Genomic DNA, 23,036 nt, shown 5'->3' with positions numbered 1-23,036 from the left:
AGGTAATACACACCGTGGTGGACAAGACCGCTGAAGCCGAGTACCGGATCGAACACGACACGATGGGCGAGGTCCGGGTTCCGGTCGCCGCCCTCTACGGGGCGCAGACGCAGCGGGCCGTCGAGAATTTCCCGATCTCCGGCTCGGTACTGGAGCCCGCCCAGATCGCCGCCCTGGCACGCATCAAAAAGTCCGCCGCCCTGGCGAACGCGAAACTAGGGGTACTAGACGTCGACATCGCCAACGCGATCGCCACCGCCGCCGACGAGGTCTCCACCGGTCGCTACGACTCCGAGTTCCCGATCGACGTCTACCAAACCGGCAGCGGCACCTCCTCGAACATGAACATGAACGAGGTCCTCGCGACCCTGGCGACCCGCAGCCTCGGGCGCCCGGTGCACCCGAACGACCACGTGAACGCGTCTCAGTCCTCCAACGACGTGTTCCCGACATCCGTGCACCTCGCCGTGACGAGCGCGCTCATCGACGAGCTCGTCCCCGCACTCGACCACCTGGCTGTGGCCTTAGAGGCCAAGGCCGAGCTGTGGGCCGGCGCGGTCAAGGCCGGCCGCACCCACCTGATGGATGCCACCCCGGTCACCCTCGGCCAGGAGTTCGGCGGATACGCGCGGCAGATGCGCCTCGGCATCGAGCGCGTGCGCACCGCGCTTCCCCGCGTCGCGGAGGTCCCCCTCGGCGGCACTGCGGTCGGAACCGGCATCAACACGCCCGCCGGGTTCCCGCAGCTCGTGATCGAGCTGCTCGTCGAGGAGACCGAACTGCCGGTCACCGAGGCACGCGACCACTTCGAGGCGCAGGCCAACCGGGACGGCCTGGTGGACGCATCCGGCGCCCTTCGCACCATCGCGGTGAGCCTCACCAAGATCTGCAACGACCTGCGCTGGATGGGCTCGGGCCCCAACACGGGCTTCGGCGAGCTGAACATCCCCGACCTGCAGCCGGGCTCCTCGATCATGCCGGGCAAGGTGAACCCGGTGATCCCCGAGGCCGTGCTGATGGTCTGCTCCCGCGTGATCGGCAACGACGCCACCATCGCCTGGTCGGGCGCGTCGGGCTCGTTCGAGCTCAACGTCGCGATCCCGGTGATGGGCACNTGGGCACCGCCCTGCTCGAGTCGATCCGCCTGCTCTCGAACGCGGCCCGCGTGCTCGCCGACAAGACCGTCGACGGCCTCACGGCGAATGTCGAGCGCGCGCGCGCGCTGGCCGAGTCCTCCCCCGCCATCGTCACTCCTCTAAACCGGGTCATCGGCTACGAGGCCGCGGCCAAGGTGGCAAAGTACTCGGTGGCCGAAGGGGTGACCGTGCGCGATTCCGTCATCGCGCTCGGTTTCGTTGAGCGCGGCGAGGTCACCCTCGAACTGCTCGACACCGCCCTCGACGTGCTGAGCATGACCCGACCGCCTCAGGCGAAGTAGCCCCGCGCTTTCTCACTTGCGCAGCTCCTTGTCCGTTCAGCGCTCACCAATTCGACGGAGATTTTGCTCCCAGTTGCCTGTTTTCGTACCGAAAGCGGCTTCTGGGGCAAAATCTCCGTCGAATTCGTCAGGGCGCTAGCGCACCTCGTTGCCCTCGAGCATCTCGGTCACGAGGGCGGCGATCGCGCTCCGCTCCGAGCGGGTGAGCGTCATGTGGGCGAAGAGCGGATGTCCCTTGAGCGTCTCGATCACCGACGCCACCCCGTCGAAGCGGCCGACCCGCAGGTTGTCCCGCTGCGCCACATCGTGGGTGAGGACCACCCGCGAGTTCTGCCCGATCCGGCTGAGCACCGTGAGTAGCACGTTGCGTTCGAGCGACTGAGCCTCATCGACGATCACGAAAGCGTCGTGCAGGGACCGGCCGCGGATGTGCGTCAGCGGCAGGACTTCGAGGATGCCGCGCTCGATGACCTCCTCCAGCACGTTCTCGGAGACGATGGCCCCGAGTGTGTCGAAGACCGCCTGGGCCCACGGGCTCATCTTCTCGGCGGCGTCGCCGGGCAGGTACCCCAGCTCCTGGCCGCCGACCGCGTAGAGCGGTCGGAAGACCATGATCTTGCGGTGCTGCTGGCGTTCCAGCACGGCCTCGAGCCCGGCGCAGAGGGCGAGCGCCGACTTCCCCGTGCCGGCCCGACCTCCCAGTGACAGGATACCGATCTCCGGGTCGAGCAGCAGGTCGATGGCGAGCCGCTGCTCCGCCGAGCGTCCCTTCAGCCCGAAGACGTCCCGGTCGCCGCGCACGAGCTTCATCGCGCCGTTGCCGGTCACCCGGCCGAGCGCCGAACCGCGGTCGGAGTGGATGACCAGGCCCGTGTTCACGGGCATGTCCTGCACGAGACGGGTGTGCACGACCTCCTTGTCGTAGAGCTCGTCGATCAAGTTCGAGCCCAAGGTGATCTCGTCGATGCCGGTCCAGCCGGAATCCACGGCAAGTTCATGACGGTACTCTTCTGCGGTGAGGCCGAGCGAGGCCGCCTTGACCCGTAGGGGCAGGTCCTTGGAGACGACGGTCACATTCAAGCCGTCGTGGGCGAGATTCAGGGCCACGGCCAGGATGCGGGAGTCGTTGTCACCGAGTTGCAGTCCGGACGGAAGCACCGACATGTTCGAGTGGTTGAGCTCCACGCGGAGGCTGCCGCCGTCACCGACCGGGATCGGGAAGTCCAACCGTTCGTGCTTCACCCGCAGTTCGTCAAGGAACCGCAGTGACTGGCGAGCGAAGTAGCCGATCTCCGGGTCGTTGCGTTTGGCCTCGAGCTCCGCAATCACCACGACGGGGAGCACGACGGCGTGCTCCGCGAAACGGAAGATCGCTTTGGGATCGGAGAGCAGAACCGAGGTGTCAAGAACGTACGTGCATTCGGTCTGCCCCGTCGCCGACGCGCTCTGGTTAGAACCCTTGTTATCGATCTGATTAGCGGTCACAACCACTCCCACCCCGTGCCCCGTGAGGCACAGATTGTGTTGGCGAGCGGCCACAGGGTTCTCGAGCCGTACTTATGTGGCCGTCTCGATCAGGCGCCATACCTGATAAGCATGACGCTACTTACCCGCACGCTCCAGGGGAAGAGCGACACGCCCATTCGAAACAATGTTCACCGAGCCGTCGTCAGTAGGTCACGGCGGTCGCATACGAGGTGAACGCCCCGCGCAGCATGTCGACCGTGTCCGGGCTGAGCGCAGCATGGGTGCTCAGCCGCACGGTCCCGTTGCGGGTCGTCGCCGTCACCCCGTGGTTGTGCAGCGCGATGCTCAGCAGCGTGAGCTGGCTCGCCGGTGGCTCGAGCACCAGGATGCCGGCCCGCTCCCGGTCGTCTCGGGAGGAAACCACGGGCACAGCGAACTCGTCCGCCAGATCGATCAGAAGCGACACGTTCACGGCGATCGCATCTTCAATGGCACGGATACCGACCTCGGCCACCTCCTCGAGGGCGGCCGCGAACCGGGCCTGGGCGATGGCGTCGCCATTGCTCACCCGGAACGCGTTTGCGCTGCGGCTCGGCGGCAACACTTCGTCCCACGGCTCGGGGACGTCGGTGCCGGCGAAACCGGAGAACACGGGGACCAGGCGTTCCACCGCACGGTCGCTGAGAGCCAGGAACCCGGTGCCCCAGCCGGCCCTGGACCATTTCTGCCCGCCCGACGCGACGACGTCTGCCACCTCGTAGGGGACATCCACTGCGCCGAAACCCTGGATGGCGTCGACGATGAGCAAACGGTCGCCGATGACCTGACGGATGCCCTCGAGGTCCACGCGATGGCCGGTGCGGGAATCGACGAGGCAGACCGCCACTGCGGCAGTGGCCGGGGTGAGCTGCTCCCGGATCTGACCAGGGGTGACGCGGCCGTGGTCGGTCGCCAGCCAGAGCGGGGTGACCACCTGCAGCGCCTCCGCGGCGCGCACGGCCGCGAACGGGACCGTGGGAAAGTCGCCCGACGACAGCAGCACCGCCCCCGTCAGGCCGAACATGGCCTGCATCACGCCGGTGGTGGTGTTGGGCTCGGAAACGACCTGGTCGGCGCGGAATCCGGTCACCCGGGCCACGGCGGTGCGCAGCCGCTCGTCCTGGGCTTGGAAGTGGTCCAGGCTGCCGAACCGGGCCCGCGAGAGCACCTCGGTCTGGCCGAGGGTTTCGGCGACCACACCCGCCGACAGCGGGCCGATCCGGGCATAGTCGAGGTAACCGGGTTCCGCGATGAACCCGTCAAGGAACCGTTCGAGAGCCGTCATGAGGTGCCCCTACCCTCCGAAGCGGCGCTGGCGCCGAGCAAAATCGCGCAGGGCGCGCAGAAAATCGACCTGGCGGAGGTCAGGCCCGAGCGCCTCCACGAAGTAAAACTCGCTGTGTGCGCTCTGCCAGAGCATGAAATCGCTGATGCGCTGCTCCCCCGACGTGCGGATGACCAGGTCCGGATCGGGCTGGCCGCCCGTGTACAGGTGCGCGCCGATCAGATCCGGGGTCAGCGTCTCCGCAAGGTCCTCGAGCACGCCGCCGCTGGCAAGGTGCGCTCCCACGATGCTGCGCATGGCGTCGGTGATCTCGGTGCGCCCGCCGTAGCCGACGGCAAGGTTGACGTGCAGCCCCTTCTTGCGGGCCGTGCGCGCTTCCGCGGCGTTCAGTGCGGCCACCAGCGGCTCGGGCAGTCCGGTCTTCGAGCCGACCTGCTGCACCCGCCAGTCGCGGTACCGGGATAACTCCTCCGCGAGCTTGGCGATGATCTTCGTCAGCTCCGCGAGTTCTTCGCTGGGCCGGTTGGTGAGGTTGTCGGACGACAACAGGTAGAGCGTGACGACGGAGATGCCGAGGTCGTCACACCACTTGAGGAACTCCCGCATCTTGGCGGCACCGGCCCGATGCCCGTGGGCGGCGGAGTCGAACCCGAGCTGTTTGGCCCAGCGCCGGTTGCCGTCGATGATCATGGCGACGTGGTTTGGAAGCACATCCGGCGTCAGCCCGCGACGAAGCCGACGCTGATAAACCCCGTAGAGAATGCCGCGCGCCCAAGGAACTTCCCGTTTCTGCACACAGTTACGCTAGCCCACTCGGGAGCGTCGCGTACCGCGCGCGGCATGCACACTGTCCTATTCTTGCAGCATGGCCTCAGCGGATGACATCCCCAACCTGCCGTTGTTCGAGGACGACCTGCCCCCGCAGGTGGACGTCAAGCCCACCTGGCGAGGATGGATCCACGCCGGCACGTTCCCGGTCACGATCGTGGCCGGGATCGTGCTGCTCCTGTCGGCCGAGGGCAGCGCGGCCCGGTGGAGTTCGCTCGTGTTCGTGCTCAGCTCGATGCTGCTGTTCGGCAATTCGGCGCTGTACCACCGGTTCGACTGGAGTCCGCGCACGAAGGTTATCCTCAAACGGATCGACCACGCCAACATCTTCCTGCTGATCGCGGGCTCTTACACGCCCATCGCCGTGCTGGCCCTGCCGCCCGCCAAGTCCACGCTGCTTCTGTCGCTGGTCTGGGGCGGCGCCATCCTCGGAATCGCGTTCCGGGTGTTCTGGATCCACGCCCCACGCTGGCTCTACGTTCCGCTGTACCTGGCACTCGGCTGGGGAGCGCTGATGTTCATCGTGGACTTCTTCCAGGCCAACGCAGCGATGATGACACTGATCATGGTCGGCGGGCTCTGCTACTCGGTCGGCGCCGTCATCTACGGCATGAAGCGGCCGAACCCGCTGCCGGGCGTATTCGGCTTCCACGAGATCTTCCATACCCTGACCGTGGTGGCCTTCCTCTGCCACTGGGCGGCGATCATGATCATCGCGACGAACCCGATCCACCCGTAGTTCGCTAGTCCTTGTCGGCGATTCCGGCCTCTGCGGCCTTCTGTGCGGCCATCTCCGCCTGCAGACGTTCCTGAATCTCGGCGCGGTAGGTGTTGCGGCGCACTCGGCGGGCCATGTCCATCGCCAGCAGCACCGCTCCCACGGCGACCAGAGCAATCGCCACAAAGCCTTCCGGGCCCGGCGTCACCGTGTTCGGGTCGAACTCCGGCGGTGGGGTGGCGGCCAAGACGATGCTCACGAGGGGAGCCAGGATCAGGCCGCTCACGAGTCGTCCCGGATTCCGGTGAAGAGGTCGGATTCAGGTATCACGGTGTCCACTTTCGATTCGACGAGCTGGAAGTCTTCATAGGGCCACGCCTCGCGGATGAGGTCGTTCGGCCAGAAGAAGAAACTGCTGGTGGGAGCAACCTGACTCGCGTGGGCTCGAAGCGCCGCGTCCCGCACCTCGAGGAAGTCACCGACGGGCACATGGGTCGTGGCCAGCTTCGGGTAGTCTTTCATCCATTCCCTGGCCGCTCCGAGCGGCTCCAGCAGGGGCGAGTCCGGCTCCGTGACGCTCAGTTCCAGGAACATGGCGTCGACGCGTTCAAGGTTGAAAATCCGATCGTAATAGAGCTTCTCGACCTGCCAGGGCTCACCGGCATCCGGGTACCGGGTCGGGTCGGCGGCGGCACGGTAGGCCTCCATCGACACGTCGTGGCAGCGGATGTGGTCGGGATGCGGGTAGCCGCCCTTCTCGTCGTAGGTCACCAAGACCTGCGGCCGAAATTCGCGGATCAGCCGGACGACCGGTTCGGCGGAGATCGCCACCGGGATGTCCGCGAACGAGTTCCGGGGCACCGAACCGTCTTCGTTCATGCCGGAGTCCTCGTAGCCAAGCCAGCGGTGCTGCACGCCGAGGGCCCGCTGGGCCTCGGCCATTTCCAGACGGCGCAGTCCCGGCAGGTCGCGCTCGGCCAGCGGATGGCCGAGCAGAGCCTCATTCAGGATGCTCCCCCGCTCGCCGCCCGTGCAGCTCAGGATCATCACTTCGACGCCGAGACCCCGGTAGTGGGCATAGGTCGCAGCGCCCTTGCTCGACTCGTCGTCGGGATGGGCGTGCACCGCCAAGAGTCGCAGCGCCATGAAACTCCTCAGAAATGCCAGATAACCTTGCTACCAAGACTAATCGTTGATCCGTGAGTATGGAGTCTGAGTGGCCCTGAGCAGCAACCTCGACACCCGGTACGGGCGCGCCCCGAACCGGGGCACGAGAGACCGCCGCGTTCTGTTCGTCTCAGCCGGCTCCCTCGCGGCAATCCTCCTGGGCTTCGTGGTCTGGGTGGGACTGGGGGCGTCGCAGCCTTTGATCGAGACCCGGGACATCCGTCACAGCATCATCGACGAGAACACTGTGAGCGTCACGTTCGAGGCGTCCATCCCGGTCGGCCGCACCGCCAGCTGCGCGGTTCAGGCGCTCAACGAGAGTTTCACGGTGGTTGGCTGGAAAGTCGTCAACCTGCCCGCGAGCATCGTGTATTCGCGGTCGACGACGACGGATGTGCGCACCACCGAGCAGAGCAACACCGGATTGATTTACCGCTGCTGGCTGACCTAGACTGAGGACTTCGCCCTGACGTGATCGTCGGGGCGTCCGTTGTATATCTGCGGGTTCACCCGCACGGGCATCGAACGAGCACGAACAAGCATGAGGAGATTCCACCCATGACTACCGAAACCACGGTCACCTGGCTGACGCAGGAGGCCCACGACCGCCTCGCCGCGGAGCTGGACACGCTCAGCACCGTCGGGCGCGTCGAGATCGCGAAGAAGATCGAATCGGCTCGCGAGGAGGGCGACCTCAAGGAGAACTCGGGCTACCACGCGGCCAAGGATGAGCAGGGGAAGATGGAGGCCCGCATCCGCACCCTCGTTCTACTGCTGCGCAACGCCGAGGTCGGCCATGCGCCGAAAAGCCGGGGGGTCGTCGAGCCGGGAACCGTGATCACGGCCACGATCGCCGGCGATGAGACCCGCTTCCTGATCGGCAGCCGCGAGATCGCCGGGGACAGCGACCTCGACGTCTTCAGCGAGCAGAGCCCGCTCGGCACCGCGATCATCGGCCTCGCCGTCGGAGCGACAACGTCGTACGTGACGCCCACCGGCAAGGAAATCGCCGTCGAGATCTTCCTCGTGGAGACCTGGACCGGCAACTAGCCGCACCGGTCCCCCGCTCGCGCCGCGCCCCGCCTGGCTCCCGTCGTCGAACCAATTCGACGGAGATTTTGCGGAAAATGCGAGTTCTCGGGGCTTCTGGAGCCGATCCGGGCAGAATCTCCGTCGAATTCGTCAGAGGCACGGCACCGTCACGAGCGTCAAACCCAACGACGCACGATTCGTCGAAGCTCCCCCGCTAGTCGATCTGCGGGTCGTATCCGGCCGCACGCAACACATCCACGACGAGCTGGCGGTGGTCGGGCCCGCGAGTCTCGACGCTGACGTTGAGTTCGACCTCGCTGATCTGAAGCCCCACACCGTGCCGCGTGTGGAGAACCTCGATCACGTTGGCGTGCGCCTCGGCGAGCAGCTCCGAGATGCGGGCCAGCTGCCCGGGACGGTCGGGCAGCATGATGCGCAACGTGAGATAGCGGCCGGATGCCGAGAGACCATGGCTGATCACGCGCTGCATCAGCAGCGGGTCAATGTTTCCCCCGCTGAGGATCGCGACCGTCGGGCCGGTCGCGGTGACCTTGCCCGCGAGGATCGCCGCCACGGCGACCGCGCCGGCCGGCTCGACCACGAGCTTGGCGCGCTCGAGCAGCACCAGGAGGGCACGAGCCGTGTCATCCTCGGTGACGGTGACGACCTCATCGACGGCATCACGCACGATCTCAAAATTCAGCAGGCCCGGTTTGGCCACCGCGATGCCGTCGGCGATGGTCGGCATGATCTGGATCTCCAGCACCCGGCCGGCCTCGAGGGACGGAGGGTAAGCGGCCGCGTTGGCGGCCTGCACCCCGATCACCCGGATCTGGCGGCCGTCCCGGCGCGCGCGCTGCTTGAGCACGCTGGCGACACCGGAGATGAGGCCGCCGCCGCCGATCGGAACGATCACGGTGGCGAGGTCGGGAACCTGGTCGAGGATCTCCAGACCCACGGTGCCCTGGCCGGTGACGACATCCGCGTGGTCGAACGGCGGGATCAGGATGGCGCCGGTCTCGGCGGCCCACTCCGCGGCCGCGAGCAGCGGCTCGGCCACCGTATTGCCGCGCAGGATGACGTGCGCGCCGTAGTCGCGGGTTGCCTGCAGCTTGGGCAGGGCGACGCCCACGGGCATGAAGATCGTGGCCTGGATGCCGAGCTCCCGCGCCGCGAAGGCAACGCCCTGGGCGTGGTTGCCGGCCGAGGCGGCCACGACGCCGCGAGTCTTCTCTTCGTCGGTGAGCTTGGACATCCGGTTGTACGCGCCGCGGATCTTGTAGGACCCGGTGCGCTGCAGGTTCTCGCACTTGAGGAGGACCGGCGCGCCGAGGAGCTCCGAGAGGTAGCGGGACGTTTCCATCGGGGTGACGGCGGCGACCCGACCGACGATGTCCCGGGCGGACTCGAAATCGGCCAGGGTCGGTCCGACGAGCGAGACATTAGTCATGGGAGGCACTTTTCTCGAGGCGGTATGCCGGTCGGCGGAAACCGGGGCGTTGCGGGACGGTCTGCCACAACGAGGAGGCGAAGACGGGTGCCGAGGCGGTCTGCTCGGATCGCCACGCCCCGCTGTTGATGTAGCTGATCATGACGTTGAGTACGGCAGCGATCGGCACGGCGAAGAGGGCGCCGGCGATGCCCGCGAGCAGGGCGCCGGCCGCCACCACGAGAACGACACCCAGTGGATGCACCTTGACCGCCGTACCCATGATCAGGGGCTGTAGCACGTGACCCTCGATCTGCTGCACCAGCAGCACAACGCCGAGCATCAGCAAAGCCACCACCCAGTCGTTGAAGATCAGGGCGATCACGACCGCCACCGCGCCCGTGGCCACGGCGCCGACGATGGGGATGAACGAGCCGAGGAAAACGAGCACGCCGATCGGGATGGCGAGCGGAACCCCCAGCAGTGCGGCCCCGACCCCGATGCCGATCGCGTCGATGGACGCCACCAGGATCTGCACCCTGGCGAAGTTCCCCAGCGTGGTCCAGCCGGCCACCCCCGCGCCATCGATGGCCGCGCGCGCGCCATGGGGGAACAGGCGCACGATCCAGGACCAGATGCCCTTGCCATCGATCAGGATGAACAGCAGGCTGAACAGCGCCAGAAGGAAACCTGTCACCAGGTGGCCGAGCGAGGACCCCACGGAGAGCGCCCCAGAGACGAAAACCTGGCTGTCCGCCTGAATGGCGTCCCAGGCCTGGCCGAGGAACGCGTTGAGCTCCGGTTCGGTCAGCTGCAGCGGCGACGCCAGGAGAACGGCCTTGAGGCTCTCGTAGGAGGCGGCGAGCCTCTCGTTCAGGCCGACCGTGCCGATGGCGATCTGCTTCACGGCCAGCGTGATCAGTCCGCCGAGGATCGCGAAGGTATTGATCAGAGCGACCACGACCGCGAGAGCCTTGGGAAATCGGTGTCGCACCAGGAATCCGACGAAGGGCACGAGCAGTGCCGACACCAGCACGGCCACGAGCAGCGGGATGACGATCAACCGGAGCTGGATGACGATGAAGATGAAAACAGCAAGTGCGCCGGCGAGCGCGAGCAGGCGCCAGGACCAGGCGGCGGCGAGTCGGATGCCGGCCGGCAGGTTCTCGTCGACTCCGTAGCCGTGCGAGGGCGGGAGCTCGACCAGGATCGGGGGTACGGTGCGGCGGCGTCCGAACACGCCGAAGAAGCCGCTGCGGGCGGGTTTTCCGTCGGTTTCCATCACGGCATCAGTCTAGGCAATCACACGTGCCGTCTCCGGTATGGGCCAAAGGTGCTCGCTGCCTCAGGCCCCGGACCGGTCACTACGCCGGAGAGGGGAGCGGGTCGACCGAGACGGGCGCGCCCGTGAACCGCACCAGGACCCGGTCCCCGGCCGACGGATGCAGCCGCGCGCCGTGCTGCACGACGAGCGACGCGCCGTCGTCCAGGCGCACCCTCGTGCGCCGGAGCGAGCCGTGGAAACTCGACGAGAGCACGACCCCTGGTGCCCCCGCAGCGCCGAATTCGAGGTCTTCCGGCCGCACGGAGACGGACACAGCGCCATCCGCCTGCGAGGGGTCGAGTAGCGGCAGAGAGGCACCGTGAACCCGCGCGAACCCGTGGCGCACCACGCCGACCAGTCGATTGCTGAGCCCCACGAAGTCCGCGATGAACGACGAGGCCGGCCGGGTGTAGAGCTCTTCCGGTGCTCCGACCTGCTCGATGGAACCCGCCCGCATCACGGCGACGCGGTCGGCCACGGCGAGCGCCTCGTCCTGGTCGTGCGTGACAAACAGGGTCGTGATGCCCAGTTCGGTTTGGATGCGCCGGATCTCCTCGCGCAGCACCACCCGAACCTGGGCGTCAAGGGCCGACAACGGCTCGTCGAGCAGGAGAACCCGGGGCTCGGTGACGAGGGCGCGCGCCAGCGCCACCCGTTGCTGCTGACCGCCGGAGAGCTGGTGCGCGAAGCGATCGTAGTGGGCGTCGAGCCCGACCAGGGCGAGGGCCGCGGCCGCTCGGGCGCGCCGTTCCTCGCCGCGGACCTTCCGCATGCGCAGGCCGAACTCGACGTTCTCGCCCGCGCTGAGGTGCGGGAACAGCGAGTAGGACTGGAACACCATGCCCAGGTCGCGCCGGCTCGTCGGCAGTGTCGACACGTCGGCTCCGTCGATCAGGATGCTTCCGGCATCCGTGGATTCGAGCCCGGCCAATACCCGCAGCGCGGTGGTCTTGCCACTACCGCTCGGGCCGAGCAGGGCGACGAACTCGCCCGCGTGCAGGGTGAGATCGAAGCCGGCCAGGGCACGGTGGCCGGTGAAGTCCTTCACCACGCCCGCGAAGCGCACCGAGGCTCCCGCCGGAGCGATCGCCGCCGAACGGTCTCGGTTCTGATTCTGGGTCCGAAGCTGGTTCTGGTTCATAGCTGACCTCCGGTGGTGGGCCGTCGCCGGCTGCCGGCGCGAACCGTGCCGAGACGCCCGATGACGAGCAAGAGCAGAAATGCGAAAGTGAGTGCGAGCAAAGACAGGATGACGGCCGTATAGGGGTCGGCCTTGCTCACGACAACGAGCGCGGTCTGCAGGGTGATGCGGTTGAGCAGGGAGGCGATCGTGAATTCGCCGAGCACGACTGCGATCGAGATGAACGCGCCGGCGAGGATGCCGCGGCGCAGGTTCGGGATCAGTACCCGCACGAGCACGCTCACCCAGCCCGCGCCGAGCGTGCGGGCCGCCTCACTGAGCGTGCACACGTCGACGCCGTCGAGGTTCGTCTGGATGGCCCGGTAGGCGAACGGGAGCACCGTGATGCCGTAGGCGAACGCGAGGGTCCACACGCCGCTGCCAAGCAGGCGGGCGAGCACCGAGTACACCGGGGCCAGGCCGACCACGAGGACGATGGCCGGGATGCTGATGGGCAGGATGCAGACGAACTCCATCACGCGGCGCAGGCGGGGAAACCGCAGGTGCACCAGCAGCAAGGTCGGCACCAGCAGCAGGAGAACGATCGAGACGGTGCCCACGGCCAGCCCGACCGAGTTCCCGAGCGCGACGAGAACCGAACGGTACGGGCCGGCGAAGCCACCCTGGAACAGGGCCGTCCAGCGGGAAAGGTCGTGGCCGCCGGCGAGGCCGCGGCGCAAGGTGAACTCCACCATGGCGACGATGGGGATGGCGACGAGGAGGCCGATGCTGCCGAGGATGAGGCCGCGCGCCAGCCGGGTGGGGGTGTGCGCCACCGCCTTCATCGCTGCCACCGGGCCGCCCGTGCCTGCAACGCCGAGTAGCCGGACATGACGACGAACATCACCAGGATCATGCCGAGCGCCAACGCCCCGGCGAGATTCTCCCGGCCGAGCAGGGTTTCACTGGTCAGGGCCGAGCGGATCTGCAGCGGAACGATCTGCGATCCCTGGCTGGTGAGCGCGGCGGCGGTCGCATAGGAGGAGAACGCGTTGGCGAAGAGCAGCAGCAGGCTGCCGAGAAACGAGGGCGCCAGCACCGGGAACGCGATCCGGAACCAGTAGGTGGCCCGGTTGCCGCCGAGGGTTGCGTTGGCCTCGGCCCAGTGCGGGTTGAGTGCCTGCAGCGCGGGCAGGAAGGTGATGATCATCAGGGGAACTTGAAAGTAGATGTAGGGCAGCACGAGGCCGGGGAGTTCGTAGAGCCATACCCCGTCGGCGAAGATGTCGACGCCGAAGGTGTCGCGCAGGATCACGGTGACCAGACCCTGGATGCCGATAGTCGCCACGAACGCGAAGGCCAGCATGACGCCGCCGAACTGGGCGAGCACGCCGCTGAGGGAGTCCACGACGGCGCGGAGGGGGCCGTCCTCGCGCGCGCCGAGCAAGCCGTAGCAGGCAAGGGCACCGACGATCGCACCCACAACGGCGGTGAGTGCCGACAGTCCGAATGACGCGGCGAAGGCGTCTCTCACGACCGGGTTGCCCAGCGCGGCCACAGTGTCGAGCGTGAACACCCCGGACTCGTCGACGAAGCCGCTTCCGACTGCGATCAGGGTTGGCACGAGCAGGAAGAGCACCACATATGCCGCGAACGGCAACAGCCCGAAGGCTGCCGCCGTGCCGCGCCGGCTACCGGACAGCTGCGGCCCACTTCGCGCCGAGGAGCGCGGCTCCCGCGGCGCTCTCCGCCTCGGAGGGGACGACCGTCTCGGCCGGGGCCGCAGGGAGTGCGGCGAAGAGCGCCGCGTCGATGGTGCCGGCCGCCGCCATCGCCTCGGCGCGCACGGGGCGGGCGCCACCGGCGAGCCAGAGGTTCTGGCCCTCGTCGCTGTAGAGGAATTCCTGCCAGAGCCTGGCTGCGGCCGGGTTCGGGGCATCCTTGTTCACGGCCTGGTTGTAGTAGCCGGCGTACCCGGTTCCCGGAAAGACGACGACCTCCCAGTTGCGCTCGCCGGCCAGACTCGTGCCGTAGCCCACGTTGAGGTAGTCCCAGTCGAAGACCACCGGGGTCTCACCCGACGCGATGGTCGCCGAAGTCGGGTCGATCTTGACGAAGTTGCCGGCCTGGTTGAGCTCGTCGAAGAAGTCGATGCCGGCCTGGAAGTCACTCACATCGCTCCCGCTCTGCACGGTGGCCAGCCCGACGGCGGCGAACGCAGCCCCGGCCTGTGTCGGGTCGCCGTTGATCGCGACCTTGCCCGTGTACTCGGCGCCGAGCAGGTCACGCAGCTCGGTCGGCGCGGGAACGGCGTCGGGGTCGTAGCCGATCGCCAGGTAGCCGCCGTAGTCGCCCGTGTACAGCCCGGAGGTCTCCTTGAGCGCATCCGGGATTTCGGCCCATGCCGCCACCTGGTAGGGCGCGAAGCGATCGGTGCTGGACAGCGCCACCGCGAGGCCCAGGTCGAATACGTCGGGGGCGGTGTCCTGCCCGGCGAGGTTGTCCGCGGCCAGGATCTCCTCGGCGCTGGACGCGTCCGGCGAGGCCTCGGTGATGGTGATCTCCGGGTACTTCTCGGAAAATGCGTCGAGCACGGCGCCGTAGTTGGCCCAGTCCCGCGGCAGGGCGATCACGTTCAGGGCGCCTTCGGCCCGGGCCGCGTCCTCGAGGGCGGCCAGGTCGCCGAAGGCGGAGAGGCTGGTCGCGGAGGCAGCATCGACCCCCGTGGTTCCGGAACCGGCATCCGCGGCACCGGAGCAGGCGGACAGGCTCAGGGCGAGGGCGGTGGTCGTGGCCAGGGCGGCCAGGATGCGGGTGGTGAACAAGTTTCCTCCGTCGGACCGGTGTCGGCCGCCGCGCGAAAACGCGGACGTGTGGAGCCGGGTAGCCGGTAAAAGCGAGGCTAGGAGCAGCCGACGACCGTGAGGGGGTGCGCCGCTGAACATCGGGTGAATGCCGTCTGAAGCGTGCCACTAGGGTCGGAGAGTGGTGCAGACGATCTCCCCAGCCCTTGCCCGCCGGATCGCGCTCGGCGCGCAGGGCTTCGGCCGCCCGCCGTCAGTGACACCGGGCATCCGTCAACTGGATGCCCTGGTGAACCGGCTCGGGCTGCTGCAGATCGACTCCGTGAACGTGTTCGAGCGCAGCCACTATATGCCGGCGTTCAGCCGACTCGGCGCCTACGACAAGGCGCAGCTGGACCGGCTGACCTCGGGCCGCGAATCCCGGTTCACCGAGTACTGGGCGCACGAGGCATCGTTCCTGCCGCGCGACGCCTGGCCGCTCTTCGGCTGGCGGATGCGCGAATTCCGGACCCGGTCGGCAACCGAGGCGTGGGCTCAGGGCAACCGGCCGATGCTCGACTGGCTGCTCGCCGAGCTTGCCGCCAACGGTTCCCTGCGCGCGAGCGCCATCGAGCACGACGCGAACCGCCGCCGCGGCCCGTGGTGGGGCTGGTCGGACGTGAAGACCGGGTTGGAGACCCTGTTCCGCTGGGGCGACGTGGCGATCTCGGGCCGGGAACGGTTCGAGCGGGTCTACGGGCTGCCGGAGCAGGTGTTCCCGCGGGAGTTGCGGGAGCGCACGATCGGCCGGGACGACGCGCACAGCGAGCTGGTGAGTCGCTCGGCGCGGGCGCACGGAATCGGCACGGGGAAGGACTTCGCCGACTACTTCCGGTTGCGCGGCCCGGCGACCCTGGCGGCCATCCACGACCTCGAGGATGCCGGCGAGCTCATCCCGGTCGAGGTGCCGGGCTGGGGTGCGGGCGGCGCATCGGGGGGCGCCTGGTTGCACCGCGACGCGCGGCTCCCGCGCCGGGTGGATGCCGCGACCCTGCTGTCGCCGTTCGACCCGGTCGTCTGGGAACGGGCGCGCGCGTTGCGCCTGTTCGGGTTCCACTACCGGATCGAGATCTACACGCCCGAACCGAAGCGGGTGTTCGGGTACTACTGCCTGCCCGTGCTGCTCGGAGACACGATCGTGGGCCGGGTCGACTTGAAGAACGACCGGCAGGCGCAGGTGCTGCGGGTGCGCGCGGCCTGGGTGGAGCCGGGCGCGCCGTCGGACACGGCCGGGCGTCTCTCATCTGTTCTCAAGGAGGCCGCCGCCTGGCAGGGCCTGCCACAGATCGAGGTGGAACGGCGCGGCAATCTCGCCGAGGCGTTGGCCGCCGAGCTGCGTTAGCGGCCGTCGAAGCAGGTCAGAACTTGCGGCCCATCGTGTGCAGGCGCTCGACGCGCTCGGCGATCGGCGGGTGCGTGGCGAAGAGCTTGTCCATCACGCCGGGCTTGAGCGGGTCGGCGATCCAGAGGTGGGCCATCGAGGTATTCTGCTTCTTCATCGGGCGCCCGAAGGCCTCGAGCTTGCCGAGTGCGCTGGCCAGGGCGTCCGGATGCCGCGTGGTCAGGGCGGCCGTCGCATCCGCCAGGTATTCGCGCTGCCTCGACACCGCAAGCTGCACGATCGTGGCGATCAGGGGCGCCACGAGCACGGCGACGAGACCGACCACCATGATGACGGGGCTGCCATTGTTTTTGCTGTTCCGGCCGAAGAACGCCATTCGAAGGAAGATGTCCGAGATGAACCCGACGGCGACGACGAGGCCGAACACGACCATCGACAGGCGGATGTCGTAGTTGCGCACGTGGCCGAGCTCGTGCGCCATGACACCCTCGAGCTCGGAGTCGGTCATGATCTCCAGCAGGCCGGTGGTGGCCGCGACGATCGCGTGTTCCGGGTCGCGCCCGGTGGCGAAGGCGTTCGGCGCCGGGTCGTTGATGACATAGATCGCGGGCATCGGCGTGCCGGTGGTGATCGAGAGGTTCTCGACGATGTTCCAGAGCCTCGGGTTCTCCGATTGACTGGTGATGCGGATGCCGCCGCTCATCGCGATCGCCTGGCGACCGGCCACGAAGTACTGCACCACGGCATACCCCGTGGCGAAGACGACCGTGAAGATCAGGATGCTGTAGTCACCGGGCGTGCTATAGACCGCGTTGGCGAGCCAGCCGAGACCCGCGATGATGGCGATGAACAGGATGATGATGAAGACGGTGTTGCGCTTGTTGCGCGCAATTGCGCTGTACATGGAATCCGTCCGCTAGAACTGAACGCGAGGCGGCTCCGCGATGGCGGCGGAGTCGGACACCTCGAAAAAGTCTCGCTGGGTGAACCCGAGGTTGCGGGCGATGAGGTTGTTGGGGAAGACCTGGATCTTCGTGTTCAGTTCCCGAACGCCGCCGTTATAGAACCGGCGTGAGGCCTGGATTTTGTCCTCCGTGTCGACAAGCTCGCCCTGCAACTGCAGGTAGTTCTGGCTGGCTTGCAGCTGCGGGTACGCCTCCGCTACGGCGAAGATGCTGCGCAGCGCGGTCTGCATGTGGTTCTCGGCGGCGGCGGCCTCGGCCGGACCCTGCGCGTTGAGCGACTCGGCCCGTGCCTTCGTGACGTTCTCGAAAACGGCCCGCTCGTGTGCCGCGTAGCCCTTGACCGTCTCGATCAGGTTCGGGATCAGGTCGGCCCGGCGCTTCAACTGAACGGTGATATCACTCCATGCCTCGTCCACGCGCACTTTGAGGGTGACGAGAGAGTTGTACGTGGCCCAGAGGTAAATCCCAATGATGACGACGAGTGCAACAACGATGAGGACCGGGATGAGCCATTCCATGGCAGCTTCTCCTTGAGGTGAGGCGGGGCGGGCAAGCAGGCCGCGGCGGCGTTTTTTACGACGCACGAATTATCATAACCGCGCGCCCTGAGGCTCACATGCGCTTCCCGACACACTCCAAGTAACGCGGCGACGACCGGCCCCACGCGACCGTCAGCGGGCGGAGAGCACCGTCTGCAGCCAGCGGTAGGAAGACTTGGGGGTGCGGGTGCAGGTGCCGCTCTGGAAGTCGACGTGCACGAGGCCGAACCGTTGGGTGTAGCCGGCCGTCCATTCGAAGCTGTCCAGCAGGGACCAGACCAGGTAGCCCTGCAGGGTGACCCCGTCGGCGATCCCGCCGGGGGCCACCGCGGCGAGCGCCGCCGTGATGTGCTCGGCCAGGTAGTCGATCCGCGCCGGATCGTGCACGGCACCCCACGTGTCGGCGACGTCGGGGAAGCTCGCTCCCCCGGCCGTGATGCAGACGGGCGGCAGGTTCTCCGCGTAGCGGTCGCGCAGTTCGCCGAGGGCCACACCGAGGTATTCGGGCGCGATGGCCGTGCCGGCGTTGGTCACCGGGAACTCGCGAAACGGGGTGACGTGGAAGGGAAAGGCCACGACCTTTTCCGGCGGCCCGCTGGGCGGCGGCCCGTTCGGGGTCTTCGGGGCAGCGGCGCCGGCCTTGATCCGGCTCGGCTGGGAGTAGCCCAGCCCGTAGAAGTCGAGCGGCTGGTGGATGGTGCGGAGGTCGTCCGGGTCGGTTTCCAGCAGCATCCGCATCGGCACCTGGTAGGGCTCCGGCGGTTCCGGGTAGCGGCCGAGCAGCACCGCGTCGGCGTAGACGCGATTGTGCAGCACGTCGAAGAGCGCGGCGGCGACCTCGTCGGCTTCGCGGCCGCTGGCGGATTGCACGGGCGAGTGCACGTTGGAAATCCCGATCCGGCCGCGCACATCGGCGGCGCGCAGCCCCTGCACAGCGAGTCCGTGAGCAAGCAGCTGATGGTGCGCCGCCGGCAGGGCACCGAAAAGCCGGGCCTCCCCCGGGGCATCCGTGCCGAGGGCGTAGCCGTTGAGGGTCACCGTCGCGGGGTCGTTCAGGGTCAGCCAGGAGTCGATCCGGTCCCCGAACACCTCGCCGACCTGGTGGGCGTAGTCGCCGAACCGCATCGCGGTGTCTCGGTTCAGCCAGCCGCCGCGCAACCGCAACGGGGTGTCCCAGTGGAACAGGGTCGCCATCGGGCTGATCCCCGCGACCAGAAGCCCGTCGAGCAGCCGGTCGTAGAAGGCCAGGCCGGCCCGGCTGAGCGAGCCGCGGCCATCGGGCTGCAGCCGGGACCAGGCCAGGGAGAACCGATAGACGTCGACGCCCAGTTCGCGGAGCAGCGTGACGTCCTCCTCGAGCCGATTGAAGTGATCGGTCGAAACGGATGCGTTGGAGCCGTCACGGATGCGCCCGGCGGTGGCCGTGAACGTGTCCCAACTCGATTCGCCGCGACCACCCTGCCTGGCGCCACCCTCGATCTGGAAAGCGGACGTTGCCACGCCCACGGTGAAGCCGTCGGGCAGCCGGTCTCCCAGCTCCCCCGCACGGTGTTCCCAAGCACGGGCGGCGGGGGTGTTGCTGTTGCTCATCGACCCAGGACTCTTTCCAGATAGCTGTTGCTGAAGCGGCGCTCCGGGTCAAGCCTGTCACGCACCGAGAGGAAGTCGTCGAAGTGCGGATAGTCGGTGCGGAGGGACGCCGCATCCCGGTCGTGCGTCTTGCCCCAGTGCGGACGCCCGCCGTGCGCGCGCATAATGGCCTCGACCGCCTGGAAATACGCAGCCGGATCCTCCCGGTAGTAACGGTGCACGGCGATGTAGCCGGTCTCCCGGCCCGCTGCGGTGGACAGCCAGACGTCGTCGGCGGCGGCCGAGCGCACCTCGATCGGGAACGAGATGCGCCAACCCCGCGCCTCGATCAGCGCCCGCACTTCCCGCAGCGCGGCCGGTACCAGGGCGCGCGGCAGGGCATATTCCATTTCTTGAAAACGCACCGTGCGGTTCGTCAGGAACACGCGGTGGGAGACATCCGTGAATTCGCGTCTGCCGGTCAGGCGGGCGGCGAGTCGGTTGAATCCGGGGACTGTCGCCGGCGCCACGGCGCCCAGGGCGCAAATGCCGCGGTAGACCCCGTTCGCGAGCAATTCGTCGTCGACGAAGCGGGCGACCTTGCCGAGCGGCGACCGGCCGGACTCCAGGGGCAGCCGGGTGTTGGTCTTGGTCAGGGCGGTCTCGGTGTGCGGGAACCAGAAGAACTCGTAGTGATCGCTGTGGTCGGACCGGTCGAGGTAGTGCTCCAGGACCTCCTCGAGCGGCTCGGCCGCCTCCACCGCGTGCAGCAGGAACGCGGGCACGCACTGCAGGGTCACGTCCACCACGATTCCGAGCGCACCGAGACCGAGCCGGGTCGCGGGCAGCAGCTCCGGGTTCTCCGTGGCGCTCACGCGCAGCAGGGTGCCGTCACCGACCACCAGGGTCAGCGCCACGATCTGGGTGGCCAGGCCGCCGTACCGGCCGCCCGTGCCGTGGGTCCCGGTGGACGTGGCGCCGGAGATCGTCTGCCGGTCCACGTCGCCCAGGTTCGGCAGGGCCAGACCGTAGGGCCGCAGCAGCCGGGGCAGTTCGAACAGTCGGGTGCCCGCGGCCAGAGTGACCTGCCCGGCCACGGTGTCCACACCGATCAGCCCGGCGAGGTCAAACAGGTCAAGCTGGACCCCGGGCGCGAGCGCGATGCCCGAGAAGCTGTGCCCGGAGCCCACGGCCTTGACCCGAAGGCCCACCGCCCCGGCCGCCACCACGGCGCGCTGCACGGCGGCGACGCTCGACGGCCGCTCCACGCGCACCGGGGTCACCGCCTGGTTCCGGGCCCAGTTGCGCCACACCGCTCCGCTCGCACTCACAGAAAGGCCTTCCCCTCACCCCGGTAGGTCGGCAGGATATCGACCACCTTTCCATTCTCGACCAGCGCGAACTCGTTCACGTGCTCGCTCAGCTCCCCCGACTTGGTGTGCCGCGCCCAGACGCGGTCACCGACGCGGAGCCGGGCCGCACCGACACCGGTGAGCGGCGTCTGCACCTCACCGGCCATCTCCCGCGGCGCCAGGCTGAGGCCCTCCGGCCAGACCACGCGGGGCAGCCGGTCGGCCCCGGGCACGCCGGACGCGATCCAGCCGCCGCCGAGCAGTACGGCCGTGTCGGGGCTGGGCTTCCGCACCACCGTGAGGGTGACCGCGGCCGCAGGCGCGGGCCGAAAGCTCGCGAAATTGTCGAAGAGGTGGCCGCCGAAGAAGCCGCTGCCGACGGCAATGTCGGTGACGGATGCGTCGGCGCGCGTGCTCTCGACCGAGCCGGTTCCGCCCCCGTTCACGAACTCGAGGCGCGCGACCTCGCGCACCGCGGCGACGGCCGCGCTGCGCCGCTCCCTGAGCTCGCCAACGCACCGGCGCCGCACCCAGCGGGTGACCAGGCCCCGGAGCGGTTTCCCGGCCGGCCTGTCGCCGATCCCAGCCACCTGCGCCTCATAGGACATCACGCCGACGAGGACGAAGCCGGGGTGGGCGACGATGTCCGCGGCGACCCGGCGGGCCTCGCCGGGTGTGTGCACGGGTGAACGCCAGACGCCCAGATGGCCGAGCACGGGGGCGTCCCAGGCCGCGTCGAGTTCGAGGCAGACCCGGATCGGGGTCCGGCTGCCGGGCGGAAGCACGGCGTCGATGACGTCGAGGTGCGCGATCGAGTCGACCATCAGGGTGACCGCCCTGGCCAGCTCGGGCGAGCGGCCCGACTTCCGGATCGCGGACCGGTCGGCCGTGGGGTAGCCGACGACGACATCCGTCACCGTCTCAGCCAGCCAGAGCGCCTCCGCCAGGGTGTAGGCCAGCACACCCCGATAGCCGGGCACGGCCAGGATGGCCTCAAGCACGCCACTCACCCGAATCGACTTCGACGCGACCCGGAGGGAGGTGCCGGCCGCGCGGTCCAGCAGGTCGTGCACGTTGTGGCGCAGGGCACCCAGGTGGAGGGCGGCGACGGGGGCGTCCAGGTGCGCCGTCGCGGCCGTGAGCTCGGGCCAGAACAGCCCCGGGGTCTGCCACGGCCGGCCCGTAAGGCGGTGGGAGAGGTCGAGCATCGGCGCACCGCCTTCAGTAGCCGGGATTGAGGATACCCGGCGCGGTGACCCAGCCACAGCCGCCCCGTGCTCTTGCGCGGGGAAGCAGTAGCGTGGATGTTCCGACGCTAGTATGCCCTATGGCCCCCGCCGATCACGAATAGGTGCCGTCGCCGTCAAATTGCGTGTCGCACGTTGACTTTCCCGGCGCTGGCCCGTGAAATGGTCACAGGGGGAATCATGTACGGGACACGTATGGCCGGTTCGGGCGGAACGCCCGGGCGCCGTCGCCGACGGTGGACGCCCGGCACCCTGCCTCTGATCGTCGCCCTGGTCGGCCTGTCTCTCCTCGGCGTGCCGGGCGCGGCGTTCGCCGAACCGACTGCCGCAGCCACGCCGGCTCCCACACCGGCTCCCACAAGCGAGCGGGACGCCAAGGCGGCGCCGACGAACGCGCCGGCCATCGTCAGCCCACCGCCGGGCAGTTTCGTGGGTAGCGGAACCACCACCGTCTCCGGCACGGGCGAAGCCGGCCGGGAGATCCGGTTGCTCTCCCCCGTCGACGGTCAGGACCCGCTCTGCTTCGCCGTGGTCGACGGCGCCGGCCAGTGGAGTTGCGCCGCGGTTTCCCTGCCGAGCGGGCCATCCGTGCCGCTTCGCGTCGTCGTCACCGGAGCCGCCGACCTGACCGACGAGCACACGATCGCCGTGTTGTCCGCCCCCCGGGTGACGGGCGGTTCCACCGGTGGGAGCCTGACCAACGGCACGGTGCGCGGCACCGGCTATCCGGGGGCCTCCGTCGTCATCACGGTGAGCGGCGGCCCGCGCTGCACGGCCACCGCCGACTCCTCCGGCAACTGGTCGTGCACGTTCGCCGACGGCCTCGCCGGCGGGCAGGCCGAGGTCTCGGCCAGCCAGCAGACGAGCTATAGCAATCCCTCATGGTCCAATTCGAGCGCACCGGTCGACCTCGTCTTCGACCTCGACCGTCCGGCGCCGCCCACGCTGACCACGCCGGCGAGCGGCGCCCAGCTGCCGCTCACCGACGCCGGGTACACGGGCACCGGAGAAGAGGGTGCGACCGTGACCGTCTTCGCCGGATCATATTCGGTCTGCAGCGCCGTCGTCGCATCCGGGTCGTGGAGTTGCTCGGCGGGCGGAGTCGCTGCCGGTACCTTCCGGGTGATCGCGGTGCAACTCGACCTGGCCGGCAACCTCGGCCCGGGCAGCCCCGGGGTGGACGTGCTCTACGGCGTCCCCACCCCTTCCCCCTCCGGCTCGACCGGCCCCGAGGCGACCGCCCCGTCCGCCGACGCCCCCGCCGCCCCGCCGCCGGCCGAGGAGTCGGCACCGGCGGAAGCCCCGCCCGGTTCTGCAGCCCCGGCCTCGCCG

20 protein-coding genes and 2 pseudogenes are annotated in these 23,036 nt (G+C 68.5%); 6 read left to right on the top strand and 16 right to left on the bottom strand.

Annotated elements, in window-relative coordinates:
• The first annotated feature begins 62 nt into the window (after window positions 1–62).
• A pseudogene (locus tag E3T34_RS04710) lies at window positions 63–1,438 on the top strand (class II fumarate hydratase).
• Between the two features lie 135 nt (window positions 1,439–1,573).
• Here the strand turns inward: E3T34_RS04710 and E3T34_RS04705 are convergent.
• From E3T34_RS04705 to E3T34_RS04695, 3 genes are all read right to left on the bottom strand, one after another.
• Window positions 1,574–2,908, bottom strand: a complete 1,335-nt coding sequence (locus E3T34_RS04705; RefSeq protein WP_233191395.1) for a PhoH family protein — start codon at window positions 2,906–2,908, stop codon at window positions 1,574–1,576.
• A 199-nt stretch (window positions 2,909–3,107) separates the two neighbouring features.
• A complete protein-coding gene (locus E3T34_RS04700) occupies window positions 3,108–4,229 on the bottom strand; it encodes an aminotransferase class V-fold PLP-dependent enzyme (RefSeq protein ID WP_134342319.1) in 1,122 nt (373 codons plus the stop codon).
• Between the two features lie 9 nt (window positions 4,230–4,238).
• Window positions 4,239–5,024 carry an isoprenyl transferase gene (locus tag E3T34_RS04695; protein WP_104100852.1) on the bottom strand — a complete coding sequence of 262 codons (786 nt, stop codon included), beginning with the start codon at window positions 5,022–5,024 and terminating at the stop codon, window positions 4,239–4,241.
• A gap of 70 nt (window positions 5,025–5,094) precedes the next feature.
• Between E3T34_RS04695 and E3T34_RS04690 the strand changes: the two genes are divergently transcribed.
• Window positions 5,095–5,796 (top strand): hemolysin III family protein, encoded by a 702-nt coding sequence (locus tag E3T34_RS04690; protein ID WP_134342318.1) that lies wholly within the window; start codon window positions 5,095–5,097, stop codon window positions 5,794–5,796.
• A gap of 4 nt (window positions 5,797–5,800) precedes the next feature.
• Here the strand turns inward: E3T34_RS04690 and E3T34_RS04685 are convergent, their stop codons facing one another.
• Window positions 5,801–6,061 carry a hypothetical protein gene (locus tag E3T34_RS04685; protein ID WP_233191388.1) on the bottom strand — a complete coding sequence of 87 codons (261 nt, stop codon included), beginning with the start codon at window positions 6,059–6,061 and terminating at the stop codon, window positions 5,801–5,803.
• Window positions 6,058–6,921 (bottom strand): mycothiol conjugate amidase Mca, encoded by an 864-nt coding sequence (gene mca, locus E3T34_RS04680; RefSeq protein WP_174721882.1) that lies wholly within the window; start codon window positions 6,919–6,921, stop codon window positions 6,058–6,060. The genes E3T34_RS04685 and mca overlap by 4 nt, the downstream gene beginning before the upstream one ends.
• A gap of 70 nt (window positions 6,922–6,991) precedes the next feature.
• Here mca and E3T34_RS04675 point away from each other — a divergent pair, with 70 nt between their 5' ends.
• Both E3T34_RS04675 and greA read left to right on the top strand, forming a co-directional pair.
• Window positions 6,992–7,393 carry a DUF4307 domain-containing protein gene (locus E3T34_RS04675; protein WP_134342317.1) on the top strand — a complete coding sequence of 134 codons (402 nt, stop codon included), beginning with the start codon at window positions 6,992–6,994 and terminating at the stop codon, window positions 7,391–7,393.
• Window positions 7,394–7,500: 107 nt separating this feature from the next.
• Window positions 7,501–7,992: a transcription elongation factor GreA gene (gene greA, locus E3T34_RS04670; RefSeq protein ID WP_104170843.1), complete on the top strand. Its 492-nt coding sequence runs from the start codon at window positions 7,501–7,503 to the stop codon at window positions 7,990–7,992.
• A 196-nt stretch (window positions 7,993–8,188) separates the two neighbouring features.
• On the opposite strand, the gene ilvA is transcribed toward greA, so the two are convergent.
• The 6 genes from ilvA to E3T34_RS04640 all read right to left on the bottom strand — a co-directional run bounded on the left by ilvA (window position 8,189) and on the right by E3T34_RS04640 (window position 14,672).
• A complete protein-coding gene (ilvA, locus tag E3T34_RS04665) occupies window positions 8,189–9,424 on the bottom strand; it encodes a threonine ammonia-lyase (RefSeq protein WP_104100848.1) in 1,236 nt (411 codons plus the stop codon).
• Entirely contained in the window at window positions 9,417–10,688 is a 1,272-nt protein-coding gene (locus E3T34_RS04660) for an AI-2E family transporter (protein WP_370327225.1), read from the bottom strand. Before E3T34_RS04660 ends, ilvA begins: the two co-directional genes overlap by 8 nt.
• Window positions 10,689–10,767: 79 nt before the next feature.
• Window positions 10,768–11,868: an ABC transporter ATP-binding protein gene (locus E3T34_RS04655; protein ID WP_134342316.1), complete on the bottom strand. Its 1,101-nt coding sequence runs from the start codon at window positions 11,866–11,868 to the stop codon at window positions 10,768–10,770.
• The gene (locus E3T34_RS04650) at window positions 11,865–12,692 is read right to left on the bottom strand and encodes an ABC transporter permease (RefSeq protein ID WP_134342340.1); all 828 of its coding nucleotides are present in this window, start codon (window positions 12,690–12,692) and stop codon (window positions 11,865–11,867) included. The genes E3T34_RS04655 and E3T34_RS04650 overlap by 4 nt, the downstream gene beginning before the upstream one ends.
• Window positions 12,689–13,510 carry an ABC transporter permease gene (locus tag E3T34_RS04645; protein ID WP_370327235.1) on the bottom strand — a complete coding sequence of 274 codons (822 nt, stop codon included), beginning with the start codon at window positions 13,508–13,510 and terminating at the stop codon, window positions 12,689–12,691. The genes E3T34_RS04650 and E3T34_RS04645 overlap by 4 nt, the downstream gene beginning before the upstream one ends.
• A gap of 28 nt (window positions 13,511–13,538) precedes the next feature.
• Window positions 13,539–14,672 carry an ABC transporter substrate-binding protein gene (locus E3T34_RS04640; protein ID WP_241977338.1) on the bottom strand — a complete coding sequence of 378 codons (1,134 nt, stop codon included), beginning with the start codon at window positions 14,670–14,672 and terminating at the stop codon, window positions 13,539–13,541.
• 160 nt (window positions 14,673–14,832) lie between these two features.
• Here E3T34_RS04640 and E3T34_RS04635 point away from each other — a divergent pair, with 160 nt between their 5' ends.
• Window positions 14,833–16,032: a winged helix-turn-helix domain-containing protein gene (locus tag E3T34_RS04635; protein WP_134342314.1), complete on the top strand. Its 1,200-nt coding sequence runs from the start codon at window positions 14,833–14,835 to the stop codon at window positions 16,030–16,032.
• 16 nt (window positions 16,033–16,048) lie between these two features.
• Here E3T34_RS04635 and E3T34_RS04630 read toward each other — a convergent pair whose 3' ends face one another.
• The 5 genes from E3T34_RS04630 to E3T34_RS04610 all read right to left on the bottom strand — a co-directional run bounded on the left by E3T34_RS04630 (window position 16,049) and on the right by E3T34_RS04610 (window position 21,665).
• Window positions 16,049–16,936 (bottom strand): M48 family metallopeptidase, encoded by an 888-nt coding sequence (locus E3T34_RS04630; RefSeq protein WP_134342313.1) that lies wholly within the window; start codon window positions 16,934–16,936, stop codon window positions 16,049–16,051.
• Window positions 16,937–16,948: 12 nt separating this feature from the next.
• Window positions 16,949–17,515 carry a LemA family protein gene (locus E3T34_RS04625; RefSeq protein WP_104100842.1) on the bottom strand — a complete coding sequence of 189 codons (567 nt, stop codon included), beginning with the start codon at window positions 17,513–17,515 and terminating at the stop codon, window positions 16,949–16,951.
• A 153-nt stretch (window positions 17,516–17,668) separates the two neighbouring features.
• A complete protein-coding gene (locus E3T34_RS04620; RefSeq protein ID WP_134342312.1) occupies window positions 17,669–19,126 on the bottom strand; it encodes a glycoside hydrolase family 1 protein in 1,458 nt (485 codons plus the stop codon).
• Window positions 19,123–20,436 (bottom strand): D-arabinono-1,4-lactone oxidase, encoded by a 1,314-nt coding sequence (locus tag E3T34_RS04615; protein ID WP_104100840.1) that lies wholly within the window; start codon window positions 20,434–20,436, stop codon window positions 19,123–19,125. Before E3T34_RS04615 ends, E3T34_RS04620 begins: the two co-directional genes overlap by 4 nt.
• Window positions 20,433–21,665, bottom strand: a complete 1,233-nt coding sequence (locus E3T34_RS04610; protein WP_134342311.1) for an alanine racemase — start codon at window positions 21,663–21,665, stop codon at window positions 20,433–20,435. Before E3T34_RS04610 ends, E3T34_RS04615 begins: the two co-directional genes overlap by 4 nt.
• A gap of 219 nt (window positions 21,666–21,884) precedes the next feature.
• On the opposite strand from E3T34_RS04610, the pseudogene E3T34_RS04605 reads away from it, so the two are divergent.
• Window positions 21,885–23,036, top strand: a pseudogene (locus E3T34_RS04605) (hypothetical protein); the annotation flags it as partial.

The organism is Cryobacterium sp. TMT1-62, from assembly GCF_004403145.1.
Lineage (GTDB): Bacteria > Actinomycetota > Actinomycetes > Actinomycetales > Microbacteriaceae > Cryobacterium > Cryobacterium sandaracinum.
The sequence above is the reverse complement of the archived record's forward strand: the minus strand, read 5'-3'. Positions and strand labels throughout refer to the sequence as shown.

Coding starts and splice junctions, on each gene's coding strand:
- E3T34_RS04650 (WP_134342340.1), bottom strand. CDS start 12,692: ATGAAGGCGGTGGCGCACACCCCCACCCGGCTGGCGCGCGGCCTCATC.
- E3T34_RS04630 (WP_134342313.1), bottom strand. CDS start 16,936: ATGTACAGCGCAATTGCGCGCAACAAGCGCAACACCGTCTTCATCATC.
- E3T34_RS04620 (WP_134342312.1), bottom strand. CDS start 19,126: ATGAGCAACAGCAACACCCCCGCCGCCCGTGCTTGGGAACACCGTGCG.
- E3T34_RS04655 (WP_134342316.1), bottom strand. CDS start 11,868: ATGAACCAGAACCAGCTTCGGACCCAGAATCAGAACCGAGACCGTTCG.
- E3T34_RS04690 (WP_134342318.1), top strand. CDS start 5,095: ATGGCCTCAGCGGATGACATCCCCAACCTGCCGTTGTTCGAGGACGAC.
- mca (WP_174721882.1), bottom strand. CDS start 6,921: ATGGCGCTGCGACTCTTGGCGGTGCACGCCCATCCCGACGACGAGTCG.
- E3T34_RS04700 (WP_134342319.1), bottom strand. CDS start 4,229: ATGACGGCTCTCGAACGGTTCCTTGACGGGTTCATCGCGGAACCCGGT.
- E3T34_RS04625 (WP_104100842.1), bottom strand. CDS start 17,515: ATGGAATGGCTCATCCCGGTCCTCATCGTTGTTGCACTCGTCGTCATC.
- E3T34_RS04610 (WP_134342311.1), bottom strand. CDS start 21,665: ATGCTCGACCTCTCCCACCGCCTTACGGGCCGGCCGTGGCAGACCCCG.
- ilvA (WP_104100848.1), bottom strand. CDS start 9,424: ATGACTAATGTCTCGCTCGTCGGACCGACCCTGGCCGATTTCGAGTCC.
- greA (WP_104170843.1), top strand. CDS start 7,501: ATGACTACCGAAACCACGGTCACCTGGCTGACGCAGGAGGCCCACGAC.